Raw genomic sequence first — 17975 nt, 5'->3', positions numbered from 1 at the left:
GGCAGACTTCGCAACGGCAATCGGCGGAGGTCCACGATGAGCGCATGGCAGCCAAGCCGCAGCTCCACGGTGCGCCGCATCATGCTGGGCTCCCAACTGCGCAGACTCCGTGAGTCCCACGGCATCACCCGTGAGGCGGCCGGCTACTTCATCCGGGCCTCCGAGTCGAAGATCAGCCGCATGGAGCTGGGGCGGGTGAGCTTCAAGGAGCGGGACGTCTCCGACCTGCTGACCCTCTACGGGGTCACCGACGAGACCGAGCGCGCGGCCCTGTTGCGGCTGGCCCGCGACGCCAGCTCCGCCGGGTGGTGGCACTCCTACGCCGACGTGCTGCCGGTGTGGTTCCAGACGTACGTCGGGCTGGAAGAGGCCACCTCACAGATCCGGACCTATGAGCTGCAGTACGTGCCCGGCCTGCTCCAGTGCGAGGAGTACGCCCGCGCGGTGGTCTCCCTCGGGCAGCCGACCGCGCCGGAACAGGAGGTGGAGCGCCGGGTCGCGCTGCGGATGAAGCGGCAGGAACTGCTGGTCTGCGAGGGCGCCCCGCGGTACCTCGCCGTGCTGGACGAGGCCGCGCTGCGCCGCCCGTTCGGCGGGGTCGAGGTGATGCGGGCCCAGTTCGCCCGTCTGCTCGAGCTCGCCGAGCGGCCCAACGTGACCATTCAGGTCATGCCGTTCGCGTTCGGGGGTCACGCCGGGGAGAGCGGGGCCTTCACCATCCTCGGCTTCGCCGAACCGGACCTGCCGGACGTGGTCTACCTCGAGCAGCTCACCGGGGCGCTCTACCTGGACAAGCCCGAGGAGGTCGGCCAGTACGCGCGGGCCATGGACCGGCTGGTCGCGGACAGCGAGCCCCCGGAGCGGAGCGTCGCCCTCCTGCGCACTATGCTCGAACGGACCTGATCCACAAGTAGCCTGAGACCACGTCAGGTCGATCCTCCGGATTCAGCGGATCGCTGGGGCGGCAGACCCGCCTCGGCCGACCGCCGCCGGCGGGTCCGGACTGCACCACCGCTCATGCACCACGTGTCATGTGTCCGCGCGGGGGACTGACGGGAAGGTTACTCCCATGCCCAACTTGTCGGAATTAGCCTGCCAGTACATCGACGGTCAGTGGCGAGCCGGTAGCGGGTCGTGGGACATCGTGGACTTCAACCCGTACAACGGGGCGAAGCTCGCCGAGATCCGGGTGGCCACCGTGCAGGACGTGGACCAGGCGTACCGCGCGGCGGAACGCGCCCAGCGCGCCTGGGCCCGGACCAGCCCCTACACCCGCCGCCTGGTCTTCGAGCGGGCCCTGGCCCTCCTGGCCGAACGGGAACAGGAGATCACCGGGACCATCATCGACGAGCTCGGCGGCACCCACGTCAAGGCGGCGTTCGAGATCTCCCTCACCAAGGACGTGCTGCGGGAGGCGATGCAGGTCGCGCTGCACGCCGAGGGGCGCATCCTGCCCTCGCCGGTGGACGGCAAGGAGAACCGCCTGTACCGGCTGCCGGTGGGCGTCGTCGGGGTGATCAGCCCGTTCAACTTCCCGCTGCTGCTGTCGATGAAGTCGGTCGCCCCGGCACTGGCGCTCGGCAACGGCGTGGTGCTCAAGCCGCACCAGGACACGCCCATCGTCGGCGGCACCCTCATCGCGCGGCTGCTCACCGACGCCGGGCTGCCTCCCGGTCTGCTCAACGTCGTCGTCACCGACATCGCCGAGATCGACGACGCCCTGCTGGAACACCCCGTCCCCGAGGTCATCTCGTTCACCGGCTCCGACCGGGTGGGCCGGCACGTGGCCCAGGTCGTCGCGGCGCACCTCAAACGCTCGGTGCTCGAGCTCGGCGGCAACAGCGCGCTGGTCGTGCTGGACGACGCCGACCTCGACTACGCCGTGGACGCAGCCGTGTTCAGCCGTTTCGCGCACTCCGGCCAGGTCTGCATGGCCGCCAACCGGCTGCTGGTGGACCGCTCGGTGCGGCAGGAGTTCACCGAGCGGTTCGTGGCCAGGGTCCGGACGCTGCGGGTCGGGGACCCCCGGGACCCCGGGACCCACCTGGGCCCCCTGATCAACGCCATCCAGGCCGAGCGGATCACCGCGGAGGTGGACCAGGCGGTGGCGATGGGCGCCACGGTGCTGCTGCGCGGCAGGACGGAGGGCACCATGGTGGACCCCGTCGTGCTCACCGACGTCCCGGCCGGTGCCCCGCTCCTACGCCGGGAGGTCTTCGGGCCGGTGGCCGTGATCATCCCGTTCGACGGGGAGGACGAGGCGGTGGAACTCGCCAACGACACCCCGTTCGGACTCAGCGGAGCGGTGCACACCCGGGACGTCGAGCGCGGGGTGCGGGTGGCCCAGCGGATCGAGACCGGGATGGTCCACGTCAACGACGCCACCATCCACGACGAGCCGATCGTGCCGTTCGGAGGGGAGAAGTCCTCCGGTGTCGGCCGGCTGAACGGCGAGTCTACCGTGGAGGCCTTCACCACGCTGAAATGGATATCCGTCCAGCACGGTCGCAGCGTCTTCCCGTTCTGAGCCGGGACCAGCCATGGCTGCGACTGGGGCGACGATCCTGCTGGTGCACGGAACCGGCGTGCGCGAACCCGGGTACACCGCGACGCTGGGCGCGGTGCGGTCCGGGTTCGCCGCGGTCCGTCCCGACGTCCGCGTCGAACCCTGCGCGTGGGGCGAGGTCCTCGGCTCGCACCTGCGGGCGGCCGGGGCCTCGATACCGGGGCTCCCGCCCGGTGCGCCGTCGGGTCCGGCGCGCTGGCCGCGCCGGGAGCGGGACGACGAGAGGGCCCGCTGGGCACTGCTGTACGCAGACCCCTGGGCCGAACTGGACCTGTTCGTGCTGTCGGCACGGCCGGACCGGGCGTCGGGTCCGGCCCGGGCCGGTGAGGCGCTGCGGGCCCGCGCCGCCGCCCTCGGGCGGGACATCGCGGTCCGCGCGGCCTGGGCGGCGGCCGGGTTGAACGAGGTCCTGCTCGCCGGGCCGGCCGGCCCGCCGCAGGGCGCGGCAGGCGAGCCGTGCGGCGGGTCGAGCGGCGGGGCCGGGGGGCTGGACTCCGCCGTGGCCGCCCTGCTCGACTCCGAGGCGTTCTCCCGGGCGCTGGGGGCCGCGAACGTGGCGGCGGCGGACGGGCTGCCCCGACTGGTGGCCCGGGCGCTGACCGCCTGGGGCCTGGCCCGGGTCCCCGGCGGGCCCGACACGGTCCCCCGGGAGACCCGGGAGGCCGTGGTGGACGCGTTGGTGGACGGCCTCGGCGGCGAACCCCGGGGTCTGGGCGGCGCGGTGTCCGCGGCGCTGAGCCTGTCCTCCCGCATCCGGGACCGCCGTCTGGCGTCGCGTCTTGTGACCGCCCGCCGGGGCGCCCTGACCGGACTCACCCTGGGGTTCGCCGGGGACGTGCTCAGCTACCTGGTGCGCGGCCGGGCGGTGCGCGCCTACGTCGCCGACCGGCTGCGGGAACTCCCCCGCCCGGTGGTGCTGCTCGGCCACAGCCTCGGCGGAGTCGTCGCGTTCGACCTGCTGGCGTCCGGGGTACTCGGGCCGGATGGCGGACCGGACGGTTCCGCGCCCTCCGTACCCCCGGTGGACCTGCTGGTGACCGTCGGCTCCCAGGCGCCGCTGCTGTACGAGCTCGACGCCCTGCCCTCGCGCCCGTTCGGCGCCGGGCTGCCCGCCGGGTTCCCCCCGTGGATCAACATCTACGACCCCCGTGACCTGCTGTCCTTCCTGGCCTCCGGGGTCTTCGGGGACCAGGTCAGGGACATCGCGGTGGACAACGGCCATCCGGTCTGGGCGGCCCACACGTCGTACTTCGCCAACCCCGAGGTGTACCGACTGCTGGCGCGAGCCATTCCCGAGTACCGCACGTGATAAAGACCTGATACGAAGACCCTGTAACGGTGCTGTTCGACAAGGGAGTTGGGCACTTACGCTGATCACTCCCGAGCGGATCGGCGCCACCGCGTACCCGTCGCGACCCGGTGGTCCGACGTACGCGGTGCAAGGGGGCGAAGGCATGTGCCAAGGCGGTTCTTAGACCCTGCTCGGCGAAGGGTCCTGGGGGACATGGTGGGGGTACTGGAGGAGTCGATGGCGCTGGCCGACCCACGGGGTCGGCAGCAGTGGCGCGGTGAGCTCGTTGACGCCGTGGACGGCCTGGAGCTCGTCGAACTCCCCACGGCACGGCAGGAGTTCCACCAGGCCGTGCGGCGGTGCGCCGACCTCGACCAGGGCCTGGCCACCCTGGTGGAGATCACCGAGTTCCTCGCGGAGGCGGTGGCCCACCGACTGCGTCCTTTGCTGGACACCTGGGAGGCCCTCGAGCTGTACGGAGGGCGGGACTGGACGGCGTTGCACCGCGCCCTCGACTTCCACCTGCCCGGGCTGTCCGTGCTCGTCGCCGACGTCACCCTCGGCCGGGTGCGGCTGCCCGCGTCGTCCGTCACCGCCTGGGACGCCTTCGTCCACCTGTCGGTGCACAACGCCCCGCCGGGTGGCCTGCCCCCCGGCATGGCGTTCCTCGAGCACCTGCTCCACCAGCCCGAGGCCGCCTCCGCGGTGGGCGAGATCCGAGCCTGGAACGACCACTTCGCGCAGCAGTGGCGGCTCACCGCCGAGGTGGCCGGGCTCCGCGGCCACCTCGCCGAGCGGCGCGGCCCCGGCGGGTGGGACCCCGGTGGGGACCTCCAGGCGGCGGTGATCCGGTCGTACATCAAGGTCGCGCCCGACCTCGCCCCCAGCGACCCGCCGGGCCGCGGGCCGGGCGACCGGTCCCGGTACTGGCTCTCCTCCTGCGTGCGCTACACCGAGTCCGCCGAACTCCACCCCCAGCCCGGGGTGCCCGACACCCCGGTGGCCCGCGGCGAGCTGCCGCACGCGGTGGCCCGGCTGCTCAGGACGATGGCGGAGGAGTGGCAGTCCCGGGCCGACGAGGTGGTGCTGGAGTTCTTCCTCCCGGTGGAGCTCCTCGACGAGCCGGTCGAGTGGTGGGACCTCAACCCGAACGAGGGATTCCCCACGCCCATGATCCACCGGTATCCCGACATACGGATACACAGCCTCGAACGGGTGCAGCGGCGCCAGCACCACCACGCCTGGCGCCGCCGCTGGCGCAGGTGGAGCGACGTACCGGCGAACGCGGCACTGCACTGGTGCACCCCGGGCGGACGGCCGGACGACGAACACCTCGGCGAGGTCTACGGGGAGATCGGCAGGCAGGACGAGATCATGGGAATGGTGCTGAGCGCGGCGCCGCGCGGCCCGAGGGGGCGGGGGTCGCGGGAGGTGCTGCTCGGGCTCGAACACGGGGTGCCGCTGCTGGTGTACCACCGCGAGGACAGCGGCTCCGAGGCGTTCCACAGCATGGTCAAGGAAGCGATGTCGGAAGGCGGTCTGGCCAACCTTCCCGAGCGTACGCGACAGTGGAAGCGCGACGTTTCCGTCAAGGAGAACCCGGTCATCAAGAACCTCACCGTGATCTTCGATGATCCCGAGCAGCTCCTGGACGGCGGCCCGAGCGCTCCCGCCACTTTCCTAGGGGGGATCGAGTGAACGCGCCGGACGACAACGGAGCGCCGCGGAACGCCGACGGGCGCCCCCCGGGCGGCGGCGGCAACGGCCCCGCGGCCGGCGGCCCGGGGACCCCGGGGCTGCCCTACCGGGGGACCGGCGAGGCGTTCCCGCCCACCCCCCACGACCAACGCACCTGGCCGGAGGGGCCGCGGTGGCGTACCTTCCGCGGGGGCCCCTGCCTGCCCCAGCCACCCGACGACGACGAGGCGGACCGGCGGCTCGGCCCGCCGGGAGCCACCGTGCGCCGCCCGCCGGAGGACGAGGTCCGCCTGGTGAACGCGGCGATCCTGCTGCGCCGCCCGCTGCTGGTCACCGGCCGGCCGGGGGTCGGGAAGTCGGCGCTGGCCTTCCGGATCGCCCGGGAGCTCGGCCTGGGTCGGGTCCTCCAGTGGCCGGTGACCAGCAGGACCACCCTCGCCTCCGGCCTCTTCGAGTACGACGTGATCGGCCGGGCGCAGGCAGGTCAGGCCTGGTACGCCGCCCAGCAGCGGGCCGACGGTGCTCCGGGCGCCGACGACGCGCGGGAGTTCGGGGCGGACATCGGGGACTTCGTGCAGCTCGGCCCGTTGGGCACCGCGCTGCTGCCCCACAGGCTGCCCAGGGTCCTGCTGATCGACGAGATCGACAAGAGCGACGCCGACCTGCCCAACGACCTGTTGACGCTCTTCGAGGACGGCTGGTTCGAGGTGCCGCCGCTGGTGCGCGTCAAGCACCGGTCCCCCGAGGTGGTCGTGCACACCGCCGACCCGGGCGGCACCGCCCCGGTCCGCGACGGGGTGGTGCGCACCCACACCTTCCCGGTGGTGGTTCTGACGTCCAACGGCGAACGGGAGTTCCCCGAGGCCTTCCTGCGCCGCTGCCTGCGCCTGGACATGCCCGACCCGGGGCCCGAGGCGCTGGGCGAGCTGGTCGCGGCGCACTTCTCCAACCGGCTCGGGGACTTCAGGGAGCAACTGGTCAGCGAGTTCGTGCTGCGCAGCGAACAGGCCGGCGGGCTGGCCGCCGACCAGTTACTGAACGCCGCCCACCTCGCCACCTCCGGTGCCTACCGCTACCAGGACGGCGACGACGCCGAGTGGCAGGCCGTGCTGCGCTCGATCTGGCACCCGCTGAGCACCGAGGGGGCGGATCCGGCGTGACCCGGCGGCCGTCGGCGTCCGAGGGACCGGGGTCGGGGCGCGGGGCACAGGCCCCGGGTTCCGACCGGGTCCCCGGGCGCCTGCCGGTCGCCGCGCTGTGCTGGTGGGAGGTGGCCGACGCGCTGTGGCTCGCCGAGCACCACCCCGGCCTCGCCGAGCCCACCGTCACCTCCGTCCGTCCCCGCGACCCCGACGCCTCACCGGACGGGAAGGAAGCGGAGCCCACCAGGGTGGACGACGCCCCAGAGGACACCGCCGCGCCCCACGGCGCCACCCGGCCCACCAGCACGGACGCCCCGACCGGCGCCCCGGACCCCGGAACCCCGGACCCTGACGGTGTTGACCCCGGCGGTGCCGGTCCCGGCGGGGCGTCCGAAGATGAGCCGGGCGGTCGGGCCGGACCCGCCGACCCGTCCCCCGGGGGCTGGACGTCACGCGCCCCCAACGCCCTGGTCGGGGTCGTCTCCACGGGCAGCGGGGAGCGCGGTGCGGCCCCGCACCGCCGGGCGTTCCCGGTGCCCCCCAGGACCGAGCGGGGGGTGGACGCGGCGGCGCTCGGCCGAGCCCTGCGGTCGCTGCGCGAACGCGTCGGCTCCGGGCGGACCCTGGAGGTGGACGAGGACCTCACGGCCGAGCGCCTGGCGACCTCCACCTGGCTGCCCCCGGTGCTGCGCCCGGCCGCCGAGGCCCGGTGGGACGCCGTGCTCGTGGTGGACGGCGGCCCGCGGATGGCCGTGTGGCGGGCCACCGCGCGGCACCTGGCACGGGTGCTGCACCGTTACGGGGGCTTCCGCCACGTCGCGCTGCGCCGGCTGGACAGCGACGCCGCGGCCCCGGACGGGGTGCAGCTGCGCGGGGCCTCGCCAGGGGCGCCGGCGCAGCCCTGGCGGAGCCTGGTCGATCCGCACGGACGCCGGATGGTCCTGGTGCTCACCGACGGCCTCTCCCGGGGGTGGCGGACCGGGGCGGTGTTGAGCCTGCTGCGCGACTGGGGCCGGCACCAGCCCCTGGCGCTGCTGCACGCCCTCCCCCAACGACTGTGGCACCGCACCGGCCTGTTCCCGGAGCGGGTCCGGCTGCACGCGTCCGGACCGAGGTCCGGCAACGGGCAGGTGGAGTGGGAGTTCGCGGAGCCGCCGCTGCCTTGGGCGTCGCTGGGCGAGGCGGAGCGCCGCCGGCTGGTTCCCGTGCCGGTGCTGGAGGTCGCCGGTTCCTGGCTGGCCCCGTGGGCGCGCTTCGTGGCCGGTAACGGACCCCGGTGGACGGAGGTCGCCGCCGTGCTCGCCGGCCCGTGGCAGGGACCGGGGGCGGACGACGCGGAGCCGGCCGCGGCACGGCCGATGAGTCCGGCGGAGCGGGTCGCCCGGTTCCGGGTGTGGGCCTCCCCGCAGGCGTTCGCCCTGGCGACCCGGTTGGCCGCGGTGCAGCTGGACCTGCCGATCATGTCCGTGGTGCAGCGGCACACCCTGCCCGCCTCGGGCCCCGCCCATCTGGCCGAGTTCCTGATGAGCGGCCTCGTCGACGCCTGGTCCTTCGGCGGGGAGGGGTCCTTCCTGTTCCACCGGGGCGTACGTGAGGAGCTGCTCGCCGCGGGCACCAGGAGGGCCACAGAAAAGGCGTTGCGGAAAGCAGCGGAATTCATGGCGCCGCGCAACCAGGCGGCCCAGGAACTGCTGTTCCATCTGGACGGAGTCCAGCATTCCCGAGATCCTGAGGTCACCGGGGAGAACCTGCGTTTTCTGCTGGCGGAACACGCCGTGCTGGAGGCGCTTTCCGGTCCGCATCTGCATCGCGCTCGCCGACTGCGTGGCCTGATAGAAGCTCATATCTCGTCCACCGACGATCCGATAGACATATCGACGCAGACGTATATCCCCGGCGATGCCGTCCCACTCATTGGCAAAGGTTCTGGCACAGTGACTTACCCAGGAACGCCCGACATGCGGAACAATCCCGGCCCGGTGCCCGTTCCCTCGCCCCGAGGCGACGACAGTCCCAGCAAACCCGGAGGAGGCACCACGATGGCGACACCGGCGGCCCAGGGCGTACCACTTGCCCACCCGGGTCGGGACATCGCGGTGCGCCCCGCCGTCATGGGCAACATGCCCCCGCGGAACATGGTGTTCACCGGCCGCGAGGAGCTGCTGGACCAGCTCGAGAGCGGGCTTCGGGAGGGACCCACCGCCGTGCTGCCGCACGCCCTGCACGGCATGGGCGGCGTGGGGAAGTCACAACTCGCCCTGGAGTACGTGTACCGCCACGCCACCGAATACGACATCGTCTGGTGGATTCCGGCGGAGCGGCCCACCCAGATCGCCCAGGCCCTGGTGGAACTCGCCCAGCGGCTGCGCCTTCCGGTCACCGGTGAGGCCCTCACCGCGGTGCCGGCCGTTCTCGAGGCCCTGCGGACCGGAAATCCCTATGGTCGCTGGCTGCTCGTTTTCGACAACGCGGAAAGCCCGGAAGCCGTTCGGGAGTACTTTCCCACCGCGCCCGGGAGCGGACCGATCGGCTCCATTCTCGTGACCTCACGCAATCCCCAGTGGAACACCCTGGCCCATCCGCTCGAGGTCGACGTCTTCGAACGGGAGGAGAGCATCCACCTCCTCCAGCGCCGCAATCCCGACCTCCCCACCGAGGAGGCGAACCAACTCGCCGAGATCCTCGGCGACCTGCCGCTCGCGGTGGAGCAGGCGTCCGCCTGGCGGGCCGAGACGGGTATGCCCGCGGCCGAGTACCTGCGGCTGTTCGAGGAGAAGCGGGCCGAGCTGATGACCGTCTCCCCGCCCACCCACTACGAGGAGACCGTCGCCACGGCCTGGAACGTCTCCCTTGACCACCTCGAGCGGAAGAACGCCGCCGCGCTGCAACTCCTCCAGGTCTGCGCGTACTTCGCCCCCGAGCCCATCTCCCGCACGCTCTTCTCCGGAGCCGCGGTGGAACCCATCGCCCCCGACCTCGACCGGGCGCTGACCGACCCGCTGCGCCTCGGCCGGGCCATCCGGGAGATCAACCGCTACTCCCTCGCCAAGATCGACCACCGGACCAACTCCATCGAGATGCACCGGCTGGTCCAGGCCGTGCTGATCGCCCGGATGTCCGAGGAACAGCGCGCCAGGATGCGCCGCGGCGCCCACCTGCTGCTCGCCGCCAGCACCCCGCGCGACCCCCAGGACCCCGAGCACTGGCCCCGGTTCAAGGAGCTGTACCCGCACGTGGTGGTCTCCGAGGCGATGCGGTCGGAATCCCCGGTCGTCCGCCAGGCGGTCTACAGCGTCGCCGAGTACCTGTACTACTGGGGCGAGCACGAGAGCGCCCGGGAGTTCGCCCAGCGGGCCTACGACATCTGGCGGGACGCCTTCGGCGAGGCCGACCGGCAGGGCCTGATGATGGGGCGGCAACTGCGGTTCGTGCTGTGGGGGATGGGGCGCTACTCCCAGGCCGCCGCGGTGGGCGAGGCCATGCTGGACGTGCTCCAGCGGGAGGCGGTCAGCGACACCGACGAGGAACTGCTCCGCGTCATGGGGCAGGTGGCCGTCGACCGCAGGGCCCAGGGCGACTACCGGGCGGCCCTGGCACTGGACCAGGAGGTCTACGACCGGGCGCTGCGGGCCTTCGGCGAGGACGACCCGGAGACCCTGCTGCACGCCCACAACCTCGGGGTCTGCCTGCGGGTCAACGGCGAGTTCCGGCGGGCCCTGGAACTCGACCAGTTGACCTGGCAGCGCAAGGCGCAGATGTACGGCGAGGAGTCGCTGAGCGGACTGCTCACCGAGACCTCCGTCGCCCTGGACCGGCGCAACCTCGGCGAGTACGCGATGGCCGCGCAGCTCTTCGAGGGGATCGTGGACAAGTACCGCAGGGCGGTCGGCGAGGAGAACCTCGCCACCCTGCGCGCCACGGCCAGACTCGGGGTGTCGCTGCGCAAGGCCGGCTACCACGACCGTGCGTCGGAGCTGACCGAGGCGGTCCGCAGGGCCCTGACCAAGCGCTACGGACACCGTCACCCGGACGCGCTGGTCGCCTCGCTCAACGCGTCGGTGGACCTGCGGCAGCTCGGTGACCTCAACGAGGCGCTGCACCTGGGACAGCGGACCCGTGACCTGTACGCCGAGGTGTTCGGACCGGACCACCCCAACACGCTCTCGGCGGACATGGACCTCGCGGTCACCTACCGGTTGCTGAACCGGGTGGACGCCGCCCGCCGGCTCAACGAGTCGGTACTCGACCGCTGTGTGGAGCGGCTCGGCGAGCACCACCCGGACGCCCTGGTGTGCCGCACCAACCTCGCCAGCGACATGTTCGCGCAGGGGGAGGTCGCCGCGGCGGCGGAACTCGACCGCTGGACCCTGGAGGCGAGCATCACGGTCCTGAACGAGGAGCACCCCTCGGTGCTGGCGCTGAAGAGCAACCTGGCGCAGGACCTGAAGGCGCTCGGCCACACCGAGGAGGCCCAGGCGTTGCACGAGCAGGCGGTGGAGGGCATCCGCCGTCACCTCGGCGAGCACCACCCCGCCCTCGCCGACGCGATCGCCTGGCGGCGGTCCAACTGCGACGCGGACCCGTTGCCGCTGTGATCCGCTCCTCCCCGCCGGGGGACGCGGCACGGGGTGACCGCCGCCCCAGCGGCGGGCGTGGTGCCGGGGCCGGGGGAACGGTGGCGGTCCGGGGCGTGGGCGTCAACCGCCCCCGCCGGTGACCCGCCCGCCGAGCGGGCCGTGGAGCCAACCGGCGAGCCGCAGCGGGTCCGGTGCCCGTCCGGCCCGCCGCCAGGCGGCGCGGTACACCGCCCGCACCACCTCCGGCCCGGTCAGCAGGGCCTGTGCCGCCTCCCGCTGACCGGCCCGACGCGCGGCCAGGGCGAGCCCCGCCCAGGCCGCCGCGGCGCCGGCGGCGGACCCCGCCCCGTCCGGGTCCTCGCCCGTGGCGATCAGCCGGGTGTACTGGGGCGCCGCGGTGGCCGCGTCGCCGGACGCCAGGTGCAGGTCGGCGGGGACGGCGCCGCGGACCACGGTCGCCACTTCCTCGGGTGAGGCGACCAGCTTGTCGAAGAGCAGCGGTTCGCCCAGCCTCAGCCGCAGCAGGGCGGCCCGCCGGTCCAGCAGGGACGCCCCGGGGTCGGGCCGCAGGCGGGAGTCCCGGTGGCCCAAGGGCGCCTCGGGAACGGCGGTGCCGTCGCACCAGGCGTCGGCCAGGGCGGCCACCAGGTCGGGGTCCGGGACCAGGTGGTACAGCCGCCAGGTCGTGGCGTGGTCGTCCGCCGCGTCACGGGCCAGGGCCAGGACCGGTGCCGGGACCGGGTCGTCGCCCCAACGGCTGACGGTGGCGGTGAGCCGTTCCACCAGCCGGCGGCCGAGCGGCGTCAGCTCGGGGTCGTTCCGCAGCGAGGGGAGCACCCGCAGCAACTGCCGCCGCCACAGGGCGAACTCGAACCAGGCGAGCGCGTCCTTCGCCTCGGGCTCCCGGCCGGAGCCCGCCCAGCCGCGCCAGAACCTGGTCACCCCGGTGAACGCGTACACCCCCTGCAACATGCCGCGCAGCGGGCGCGGATCGTTCCGCCAGGGGGCGTAGAGCCGGGGTTCGGCCTCCGGGCCGTGCAGGGCGTAGAGGTGCATCAGCACATTGAGCTTGCTGTGCTGCACCTCGTGCACCAGCACCGCGGCGAGCTGGGCCGGCGTGTCCGGCTGCGTGGTGGCGAGCCTTCCCACGGCGTCCCCGGAGGAGGCGCTCCGGGTGCTGTGGTCGTCCTCACTGGGGACCGGCTCGACGGAGCGCAGCACCTCGGCCACGTCGAGGGCGGACTGCGGGTCCGCGTCGGCCAGCAGCCGCCAAGCGGCCCGCAGTGCCTCGGCCCAGTGCGCGGCGGTTCGGTCCGGCAGCCGCTTCAGCGGCGGTGACGCCTGCGTCGAGGAGACCCGGTGGAAGCTGATGTCGTCCAGGAACACCCTGCTGCCCGGGCCGTCCGGATCGAGGGTCAGCAGCCGGGGCGGTTGCCAGCCGTCGGCCGGCCGGTCCAGGGCGCCGGACACGACGACCTGTCCGGTGCGCGCCGACACGCGGAGCCGCCCCGTCGCCGTGTGCGTCACCTGCGCGGTGTCCCACCGGGGCAGCCCGGGCAGCACCGCGCGCCCGAGGCCGGGCAGCCAGACCGTGCCGGAGCGCGCAGGAACGGACAACGAGAAGTCGAGGCCGGCCCGGACGGCGACCGCGGCGGCCATGACGTGCAACTGTCCGACGTCCGCCCAGAGCGGGACGGCACCGGCCGGCGCCCCCCTGAGCCGGCGCAGCACCCGGGCCAGCCACAGGCCCGTCTCCGGGAACAACAGCGTCTCCTCCACCGCTGCGCCGTCCCGTCGCTGCGCCGCCACCAGGAGTTGCCAGGCCGATTCGGCCGGCGCCAGCGGACCCGTCGCCGTGGGCTCACGGGCCTGGACGTCCATGAGCAGATCGAGGAGGAGGAGACGGTGGCTGCGTTCCGCGGCCCACAACTGGCGGAGTGTGGCGGCGTCTCCCGCGCCACCGGCGAGGGCGTCGAAGGCGGACTCGGACAACCGGTGCCAGGAATGGTGGATCACACGGGCCGAAGGCGCGTCATTGTGCACGAGCTGGCCTTCCCGGGTAGGCACGGCCGGGCCATTTTGCTGTTCGCGCTATCCCCAAGGCTGGTGTCGAGGTGGTTGAGCCGTTGCAACAGCCGCTGCTTGTTTCTCTCCCGTTCGGGGTCGTCCAGCGCACGTAGCTGCTCAAGCGTTACTCCCCCGAGATCGAGAAGTTCTGACTCGATGGCGGTCCTGGACTGATGCATCGTGCCGCTGCCCTCCCAGCATGCGGGTCGTCACCGACCCGCTCTTCCATGATGTCCTTCCGCCATCAGGCCGGAAACCCTGCGTCTCGGACATCCTTGTCCATGCATTCCTCCGGTCGGACCGCGTTATTCGAGGTCATCGACCTGCTCCGGGGCGAAACTGGGAAACTCCCCGAGCACCTCACGCAACGCGCGGAACGCGGATGTGCCGGGGTCCACCATGCCGATCGCCGTCCAGAGGTGCACTAGGCCGTCGGGGAACGCGAGACAGGTGTCGAGCAGGCCCAGCAGGTCGAGCCGGGTGACGTTGGACCTCGGCAGGCTGCCGCGGATGGACCGGGGGAGCTGCTGGAGCACCACCTCGCGGGACGCCGGTTCGGCGACCGCGGGCACCGCCTCGAGCGCCTCGAGCAGTCGTCTGCGCTGGTTCAGCCCGGGGCGAGGGGAGCGGCGGGGCGGTGGTCCTGGTTGCGGTGGGGGCGGGACGGTGGCCACGGGCGGCGCCGGGCGGCTCGGCCCGTGGCGCCAGAAGTAACCGCGGGGCCGCGGGTCCCCCGGGGCCCCGGGGGACAGGCGCTCCCCGAGCGCGGTGAGCAGCCGATCGGTGTCCGGTGGCCAGGTGAGCAGGCTCAGCGCCTGCGCGGTCAGTGCTCCCTGGCGGGTGACCACCCCGTTGCGCGGCGAACCGTCGGGGGCGCAGGCGAACGCCGCGCACTGCCCGGGCCGCGGGGTGGCCCGCCCCGCGGGGACCGGGTCCGGGCGCAGGGCCCCCGGGTCGGCGTCCACCGCGCACGCGTCGGCCAGCCACACCTGCTCGGGGAACCCCGGCACCAGCGCCGAGCGGTAGGCGGTCAGGGCGGCGTCCAGGTCCAGGGCCCGCACGTCGTCCGGCGCGGCGTCCGCGTACAGGAGCCGGTGGCGGCGGTCCGAGCTCACCAGGCCGTGCCCGCACCAGGCCACGAACAGCAGGTCTCCTCCCGCGGCCGGCAGTTCGCGGAACAGTGCCTGGTGGACGGTCTCCCGGTCCGCGGGCCGGTGCGCCACCGGCGCGCGTTCGGCGTGCCGGGTGTTGCGTTCCAGCGGGGAGAGCAGCAGGGTGACCCGGTCTGGCGGGACTCCCGCGGTGAGCAGCCAACGTGCCCAGGTCAGGGCGTCGTTGACCGGGCCGTCGAGCTGCCAGCCGGGCTCGCCCCCGTAGCTCTCGACACCCACCACCAGGGCCCTGGTGCGCGACGGGTCTGTGGACATCCGTTTCCCCCTGTCTCCCACGGTGGCGCGTCAACCACGGTAGTCCGGCGGCCGACCCCACCAGCGGATACCGTGCTGCTTATGGGGATGAGCAGGGTGACGGGAGAAGGCGGCGGACGCGGTTGCGCGCTGCTGATATCCGTGATGCCGCCGGGTCGGCGGAAGAGGACCCCCGAACGGACGGAGTCCCTGGCGGGACTGGCCGCCGTGCCTCCCTCGCTGCTGGTGGGCACCAGCGCCCCGGTGGACGTGATACGGGTGGTGGACCCGGCCCAGCCGCAGGCCCTGCTCACCCATGTGCGGACCGCCGCGGGCACACCCGGCCCGCTGCTGGTGTACGTCGCCGGGCGGCTCACCGTGGACCGCAAACAGCGGCGCCCCCACCTGGCGTTGGCGCAGACGTCCGCCCTGACGGTGCGGTACACGGCCTTCCCCTGGGAGTGGCTCTCGAACGAACTGCGCGGACGCAGGCCCGGCAGCACCACGGTCATCGCCGACCTGGTCGCGGACAAGGAGGCGTGGTCCCGCATCGATCCGGTGGAGCTCGCGCACGACCTGCCGGTCTGGGGTGCCGTGGTCCCGCCCGGGGGCCGGGGGGAGGGCGACGCCCCCGGCTACACCGGGGCCCTCGCCGCGATGCTCAGGGAACGCGGGACCCGGCCCCCGCTCGCCGACCTGCACGCCGCCGGGCGGACCGGCCTCGGCACCTCCACGGTGCTGCTGCTGGAACCAGGGACCGGCACCCCGGGCACGCCCACCCCGTCGCCGGGCGGGGTCCCGGCGGCGCCCGCGGGGACCCTCGCGCAGGGGCCGGGGGAGCCTGGGGCGTCGGCCACCGCCACCGCACCGGCGTGGTCCTCCGCGCCCGCGTCGGACCTCTTCGGGGGCCCGTGGGTACGGCCCGCCCCGGTTGGCCCACCCCGTCCCACGTCACACCTGGCTGGTTCTGAGCTTGACTGGTGGCCGCACGGCGGTGTCGGTCAGGACGCCGACGGTGGTCCGGTCCCGGGAGCGTCCCCGGGAGGGGGCCTGCCGACGGACGCGGGCCCGAACCCGGACCTGAGCCCGGGCCTGGACCCGGGCGACGGCCTGGACCTGGACGATCTTCCGACGCTGCGCGACGATCCCACCCCGGGACCGTATTCGGACGAACCACTCACCCACGGTGGGTCCACCACGGACCCGGAGCCGGGAGACCCGCACCACCACTACCCAACTGACGGGGGACCAGCTATGTCCGACACCTCGACCCCAGAGCACGGCGACTTCTCCCCCGTGACCGCGGACCACACGGGAACGGCCGCGTCCGATCCCGCTCCCGCCGACCCGGAGCCCCTCCCCGCTCGGCCCGCCGACACCGCGTTCCCCGGCGCACCGCTGACCGACGCCGAATCGGTCCGTGACGTCGAACCGGCCCCGCAGCAGTCCCCGCCCCCCGCTCCCGAGCCCACCCCCCGGCACCCGACCGCCCTGCCCCCCGGCTTCGCGCCCGCCGGCCCCCCGCACGCCTCCCTCCCACCGCTTCCTCCCATGCCCCCGGCTCCGCCCGCCGTCGCCGCACCGCCCTCGCCCCCGGTGCCCTCGGCCCCGGCGCCCGCCCTGGCCGAGCCCGATGCGCCGCCCGCCCCGAGCGAGCGCGCCCCCCGGCCCCCCGCCGCCCCGCCGGCGGTCCCCCCGCAGCCGGCGCACGACCCGCGCGCCGCCATCGGGCAGGCCCTGCGGGCCAGGCGGTTCAGCGAGGCCGCGGCGCTCGCCGCCGGGTGGGAGCAGTACGCCCTGCGGACCTACGGTCCCGACTCGATGGAGCTGGTGTACGTCATCGAGGCCCAGGCCCAGATCGCCTACGAGTCGGGGGAGCTGGTGCGCGCCGCCGAGCGGTGGATCACCGCGGCCCAGGGACGACTCACCTGGCAGAGCGCCGACCACCCCGACGCCGTGAACGCGGTCAACAACGCGCACCACGTGTGGCAGCGGGTGGACGACGTGGCGGCGGCGCTGCGGATCGGCCCGCAACTGGTGGCGTTGCGGCTCGCCGTCCCCGACGCGACCGGAGGCGCCCTGCGCGCCGTGCGGCGCCGGCTGGAACAACTCAGCAGGGGCAAGTACTCCAATGCGGGCTGACCGGCCCTGGGCTGACGAGGAGGGCACGCGGTGGACCCCGTGACGACAGGTGTGCTGGTGGTGGGGTCGGCCAACGCCGACCTCGTGGTGCAGGTGGACCGCCACCCCGCCCCCGGTGAGACGGTCCTCGGTTCGGACCTGCGGGTACACCCCGGCGGCAAGGGCGCCAACCAGGCGGTTGCCGCCGCCCGGCTGGGCGCCCGGGTGGGGTTGGTCGGCCGGATCGGCACCGACGCCCACGGGGACCTCCTGGTCGGGAGCCTGGTCCGGGAAGGCGTGGACACCTCCACGGTGCTGCGCGACGACGCCCCCACCGGGGTGGCGCTGATCGCCGTGGGCTCCACCGGGGAGAACTCGATCGTGGTGTCGCCGGGCGCCAACGCGCGGGTCACCGACGCCGACGTGAAGGACGCGGTGCGCGGGGCCTCCGGCTGGGCGCGGGTGGTGTCCGCGCAACTGGAGATCCCCAGGGCCGCGGTGGTGGCCGCCGCCGCCGTCGCCGAGGAACAGGGGATGCGGTTCGTGCTGAACCCCTCGCCGCCGGACCCGTTGCTCGACCCCGACTTCGCCGGCCCGGTGCTGCCCCGGTGCGATCCGCTGGTGGTGAACGAACACGAGGCGAGGATGCTGCTGGGCGCCGCGTCCGCCGATGACCCCGCCCCGCTCGCTGACGGGCTGTTGCGCACGGGCGTCCGGTCCGCGGTGGTGACCCTGGGCGCCAGGGGCGCCGTGGTGGCGCAACGCGCGGGCGGGACCAGGCACGTCCCGGGCGTCCCCGTGGAGGCGGTGGACACCACCGGTGCGGGTGACGCCTTCACCGGGGCGCTGGCCTGGCGGCTCTCCCAGGACCCGGACCTGGTCGCGGCCGTCCAGTGGGCGGTGCGGGTGGGCGCCGCCGCGGTGCGCGGCCTCGGCGCGCAGAGCGCCTACCCGCGCCCGGAGGACCTGCCCTGACGGGGCCTTCCCGAGCGGGCGCCCGTCCGCCGCGGGTGCGCGCCGTCCGCCCGGGGCGTCCGGGCCCGGGGCCCGCTGCGCCGGCGGAGGGGTCCTCGGCGGGCTCCGGCGCGTCGCCCGGGACCGTGGAAC

Annotated in this window: 10 protein-coding genes; 8 read left to right on the top strand and 2 right to left on the bottom strand. The window is 74.0% G+C overall.

The annotated features are described in order from the left end of the window. Positions 1-36: 36 nt before the first annotated feature. From A3IG_RS0112080 to fxsT, 6 genes are all read left to right on the top strand, one after another. Complete coding sequence (locus A3IG_RS0112080; protein ID WP_040911309.1) at positions 37-903, top strand: helix-turn-helix domain-containing protein; 867 nt, start codon at positions 37-39, stop codon at positions 901-903. 166 nt (positions 904-1069) lie between these two features. Continuing rightward, positions 1070-2527 (top strand): aldehyde dehydrogenase family protein, encoded by a 1458-nt coding sequence (locus A3IG_RS0112075; protein WP_026220184.1) that lies wholly within the window; start codon positions 1070-1072, stop codon positions 2525-2527. Positions 2528-2540: 13 nt separating this feature from the next. After that, on the top strand, positions 2541-3875 hold the full coding sequence (locus A3IG_RS0112070) for an alpha/beta fold hydrolase (RefSeq protein WP_018383823.1): 1335 nt from the start codon (positions 2541-2543) through the stop codon (positions 3873-3875). A 195-nt stretch (positions 3876-4070) separates the two neighbouring features. Next, positions 4071-5555, top strand: coding sequence for a VMAP-C domain-containing protein (locus A3IG_RS0112065; protein ID WP_236719254.1), 1485 nt, complete (start codon positions 4071-4073; stop codon positions 5553-5555). Beyond that, positions 5552-6715, top strand: coding sequence for an AAA family ATPase (locus tag A3IG_RS0112060; protein ID WP_018383821.1), 1164 nt, complete (start codon positions 5552-5554; stop codon positions 6713-6715). Before A3IG_RS0112065 ends, A3IG_RS0112060 begins: the two co-directional genes overlap by 4 nt. After that, positions 6712-11292: an FxSxx-COOH system tetratricopeptide repeat protein gene (fxsT, locus tag A3IG_RS0112055; RefSeq protein WP_018383820.1), complete on the top strand. Its 4581-nt coding sequence runs from the start codon at positions 6712-6714 to the stop codon at positions 11290-11292. Before A3IG_RS0112060 ends, fxsT begins: the two co-directional genes overlap by 4 nt. 102 nt (positions 11293-11394) lie before the next feature. Here fxsT and A3IG_RS29470 read toward each other — a convergent pair whose 3' ends face one another. Together A3IG_RS29470 and A3IG_RS34200 are read right to left on the bottom strand one after the other, a co-directional pair. Then, complete coding sequence (locus tag A3IG_RS29470) at positions 11395-13266, bottom strand: HEXXH motif domain-containing protein (protein ID WP_158676909.1); 1872 nt, start codon at positions 13264-13266, stop codon at positions 11395-11397. A 380-nt stretch (positions 13267-13646) separates the two neighbouring features. Further along, a complete protein-coding gene (locus A3IG_RS34200; protein WP_018383818.1) occupies positions 13647-14768 on the bottom strand; it encodes an effector-associated domain 2-containing protein in 1122 nt (373 codons plus the stop codon). A gap of 81 nt (positions 14769-14849) precedes the next feature. Between A3IG_RS34200 and A3IG_RS34195 the strand changes: the two genes are divergently transcribed. After that, positions 14850-16889 (top strand): hypothetical protein, encoded by a 2040-nt coding sequence (locus A3IG_RS34195; RefSeq protein WP_158676908.1) that lies wholly within the window; start codon positions 14850-14852, stop codon positions 16887-16889. Positions 16890-16919: 30 nt separating this feature from the next. Then, the gene (locus A3IG_RS0112025; protein ID WP_026220183.1) at positions 16920-17843 is read left to right on the top strand and encodes a ribokinase; all 924 of its coding nucleotides are present in this window, start codon (positions 16920-16922) and stop codon (positions 17841-17843) included. Positions 17844-17975 lie beyond the last annotated feature (132 nt).

The organism is Wenjunlia vitaminophila DSM 41686 (genome assembly GCF_000380165.1).
GTDB lineage: Bacteria > Actinomycetota > Actinomycetes > Streptomycetales > Streptomycetaceae > Wenjunlia > Wenjunlia vitaminophila.
The sequence above is the reverse complement of the archived record's forward strand: the minus strand, read 5'-3'. Positions and strand labels throughout refer to the sequence as shown.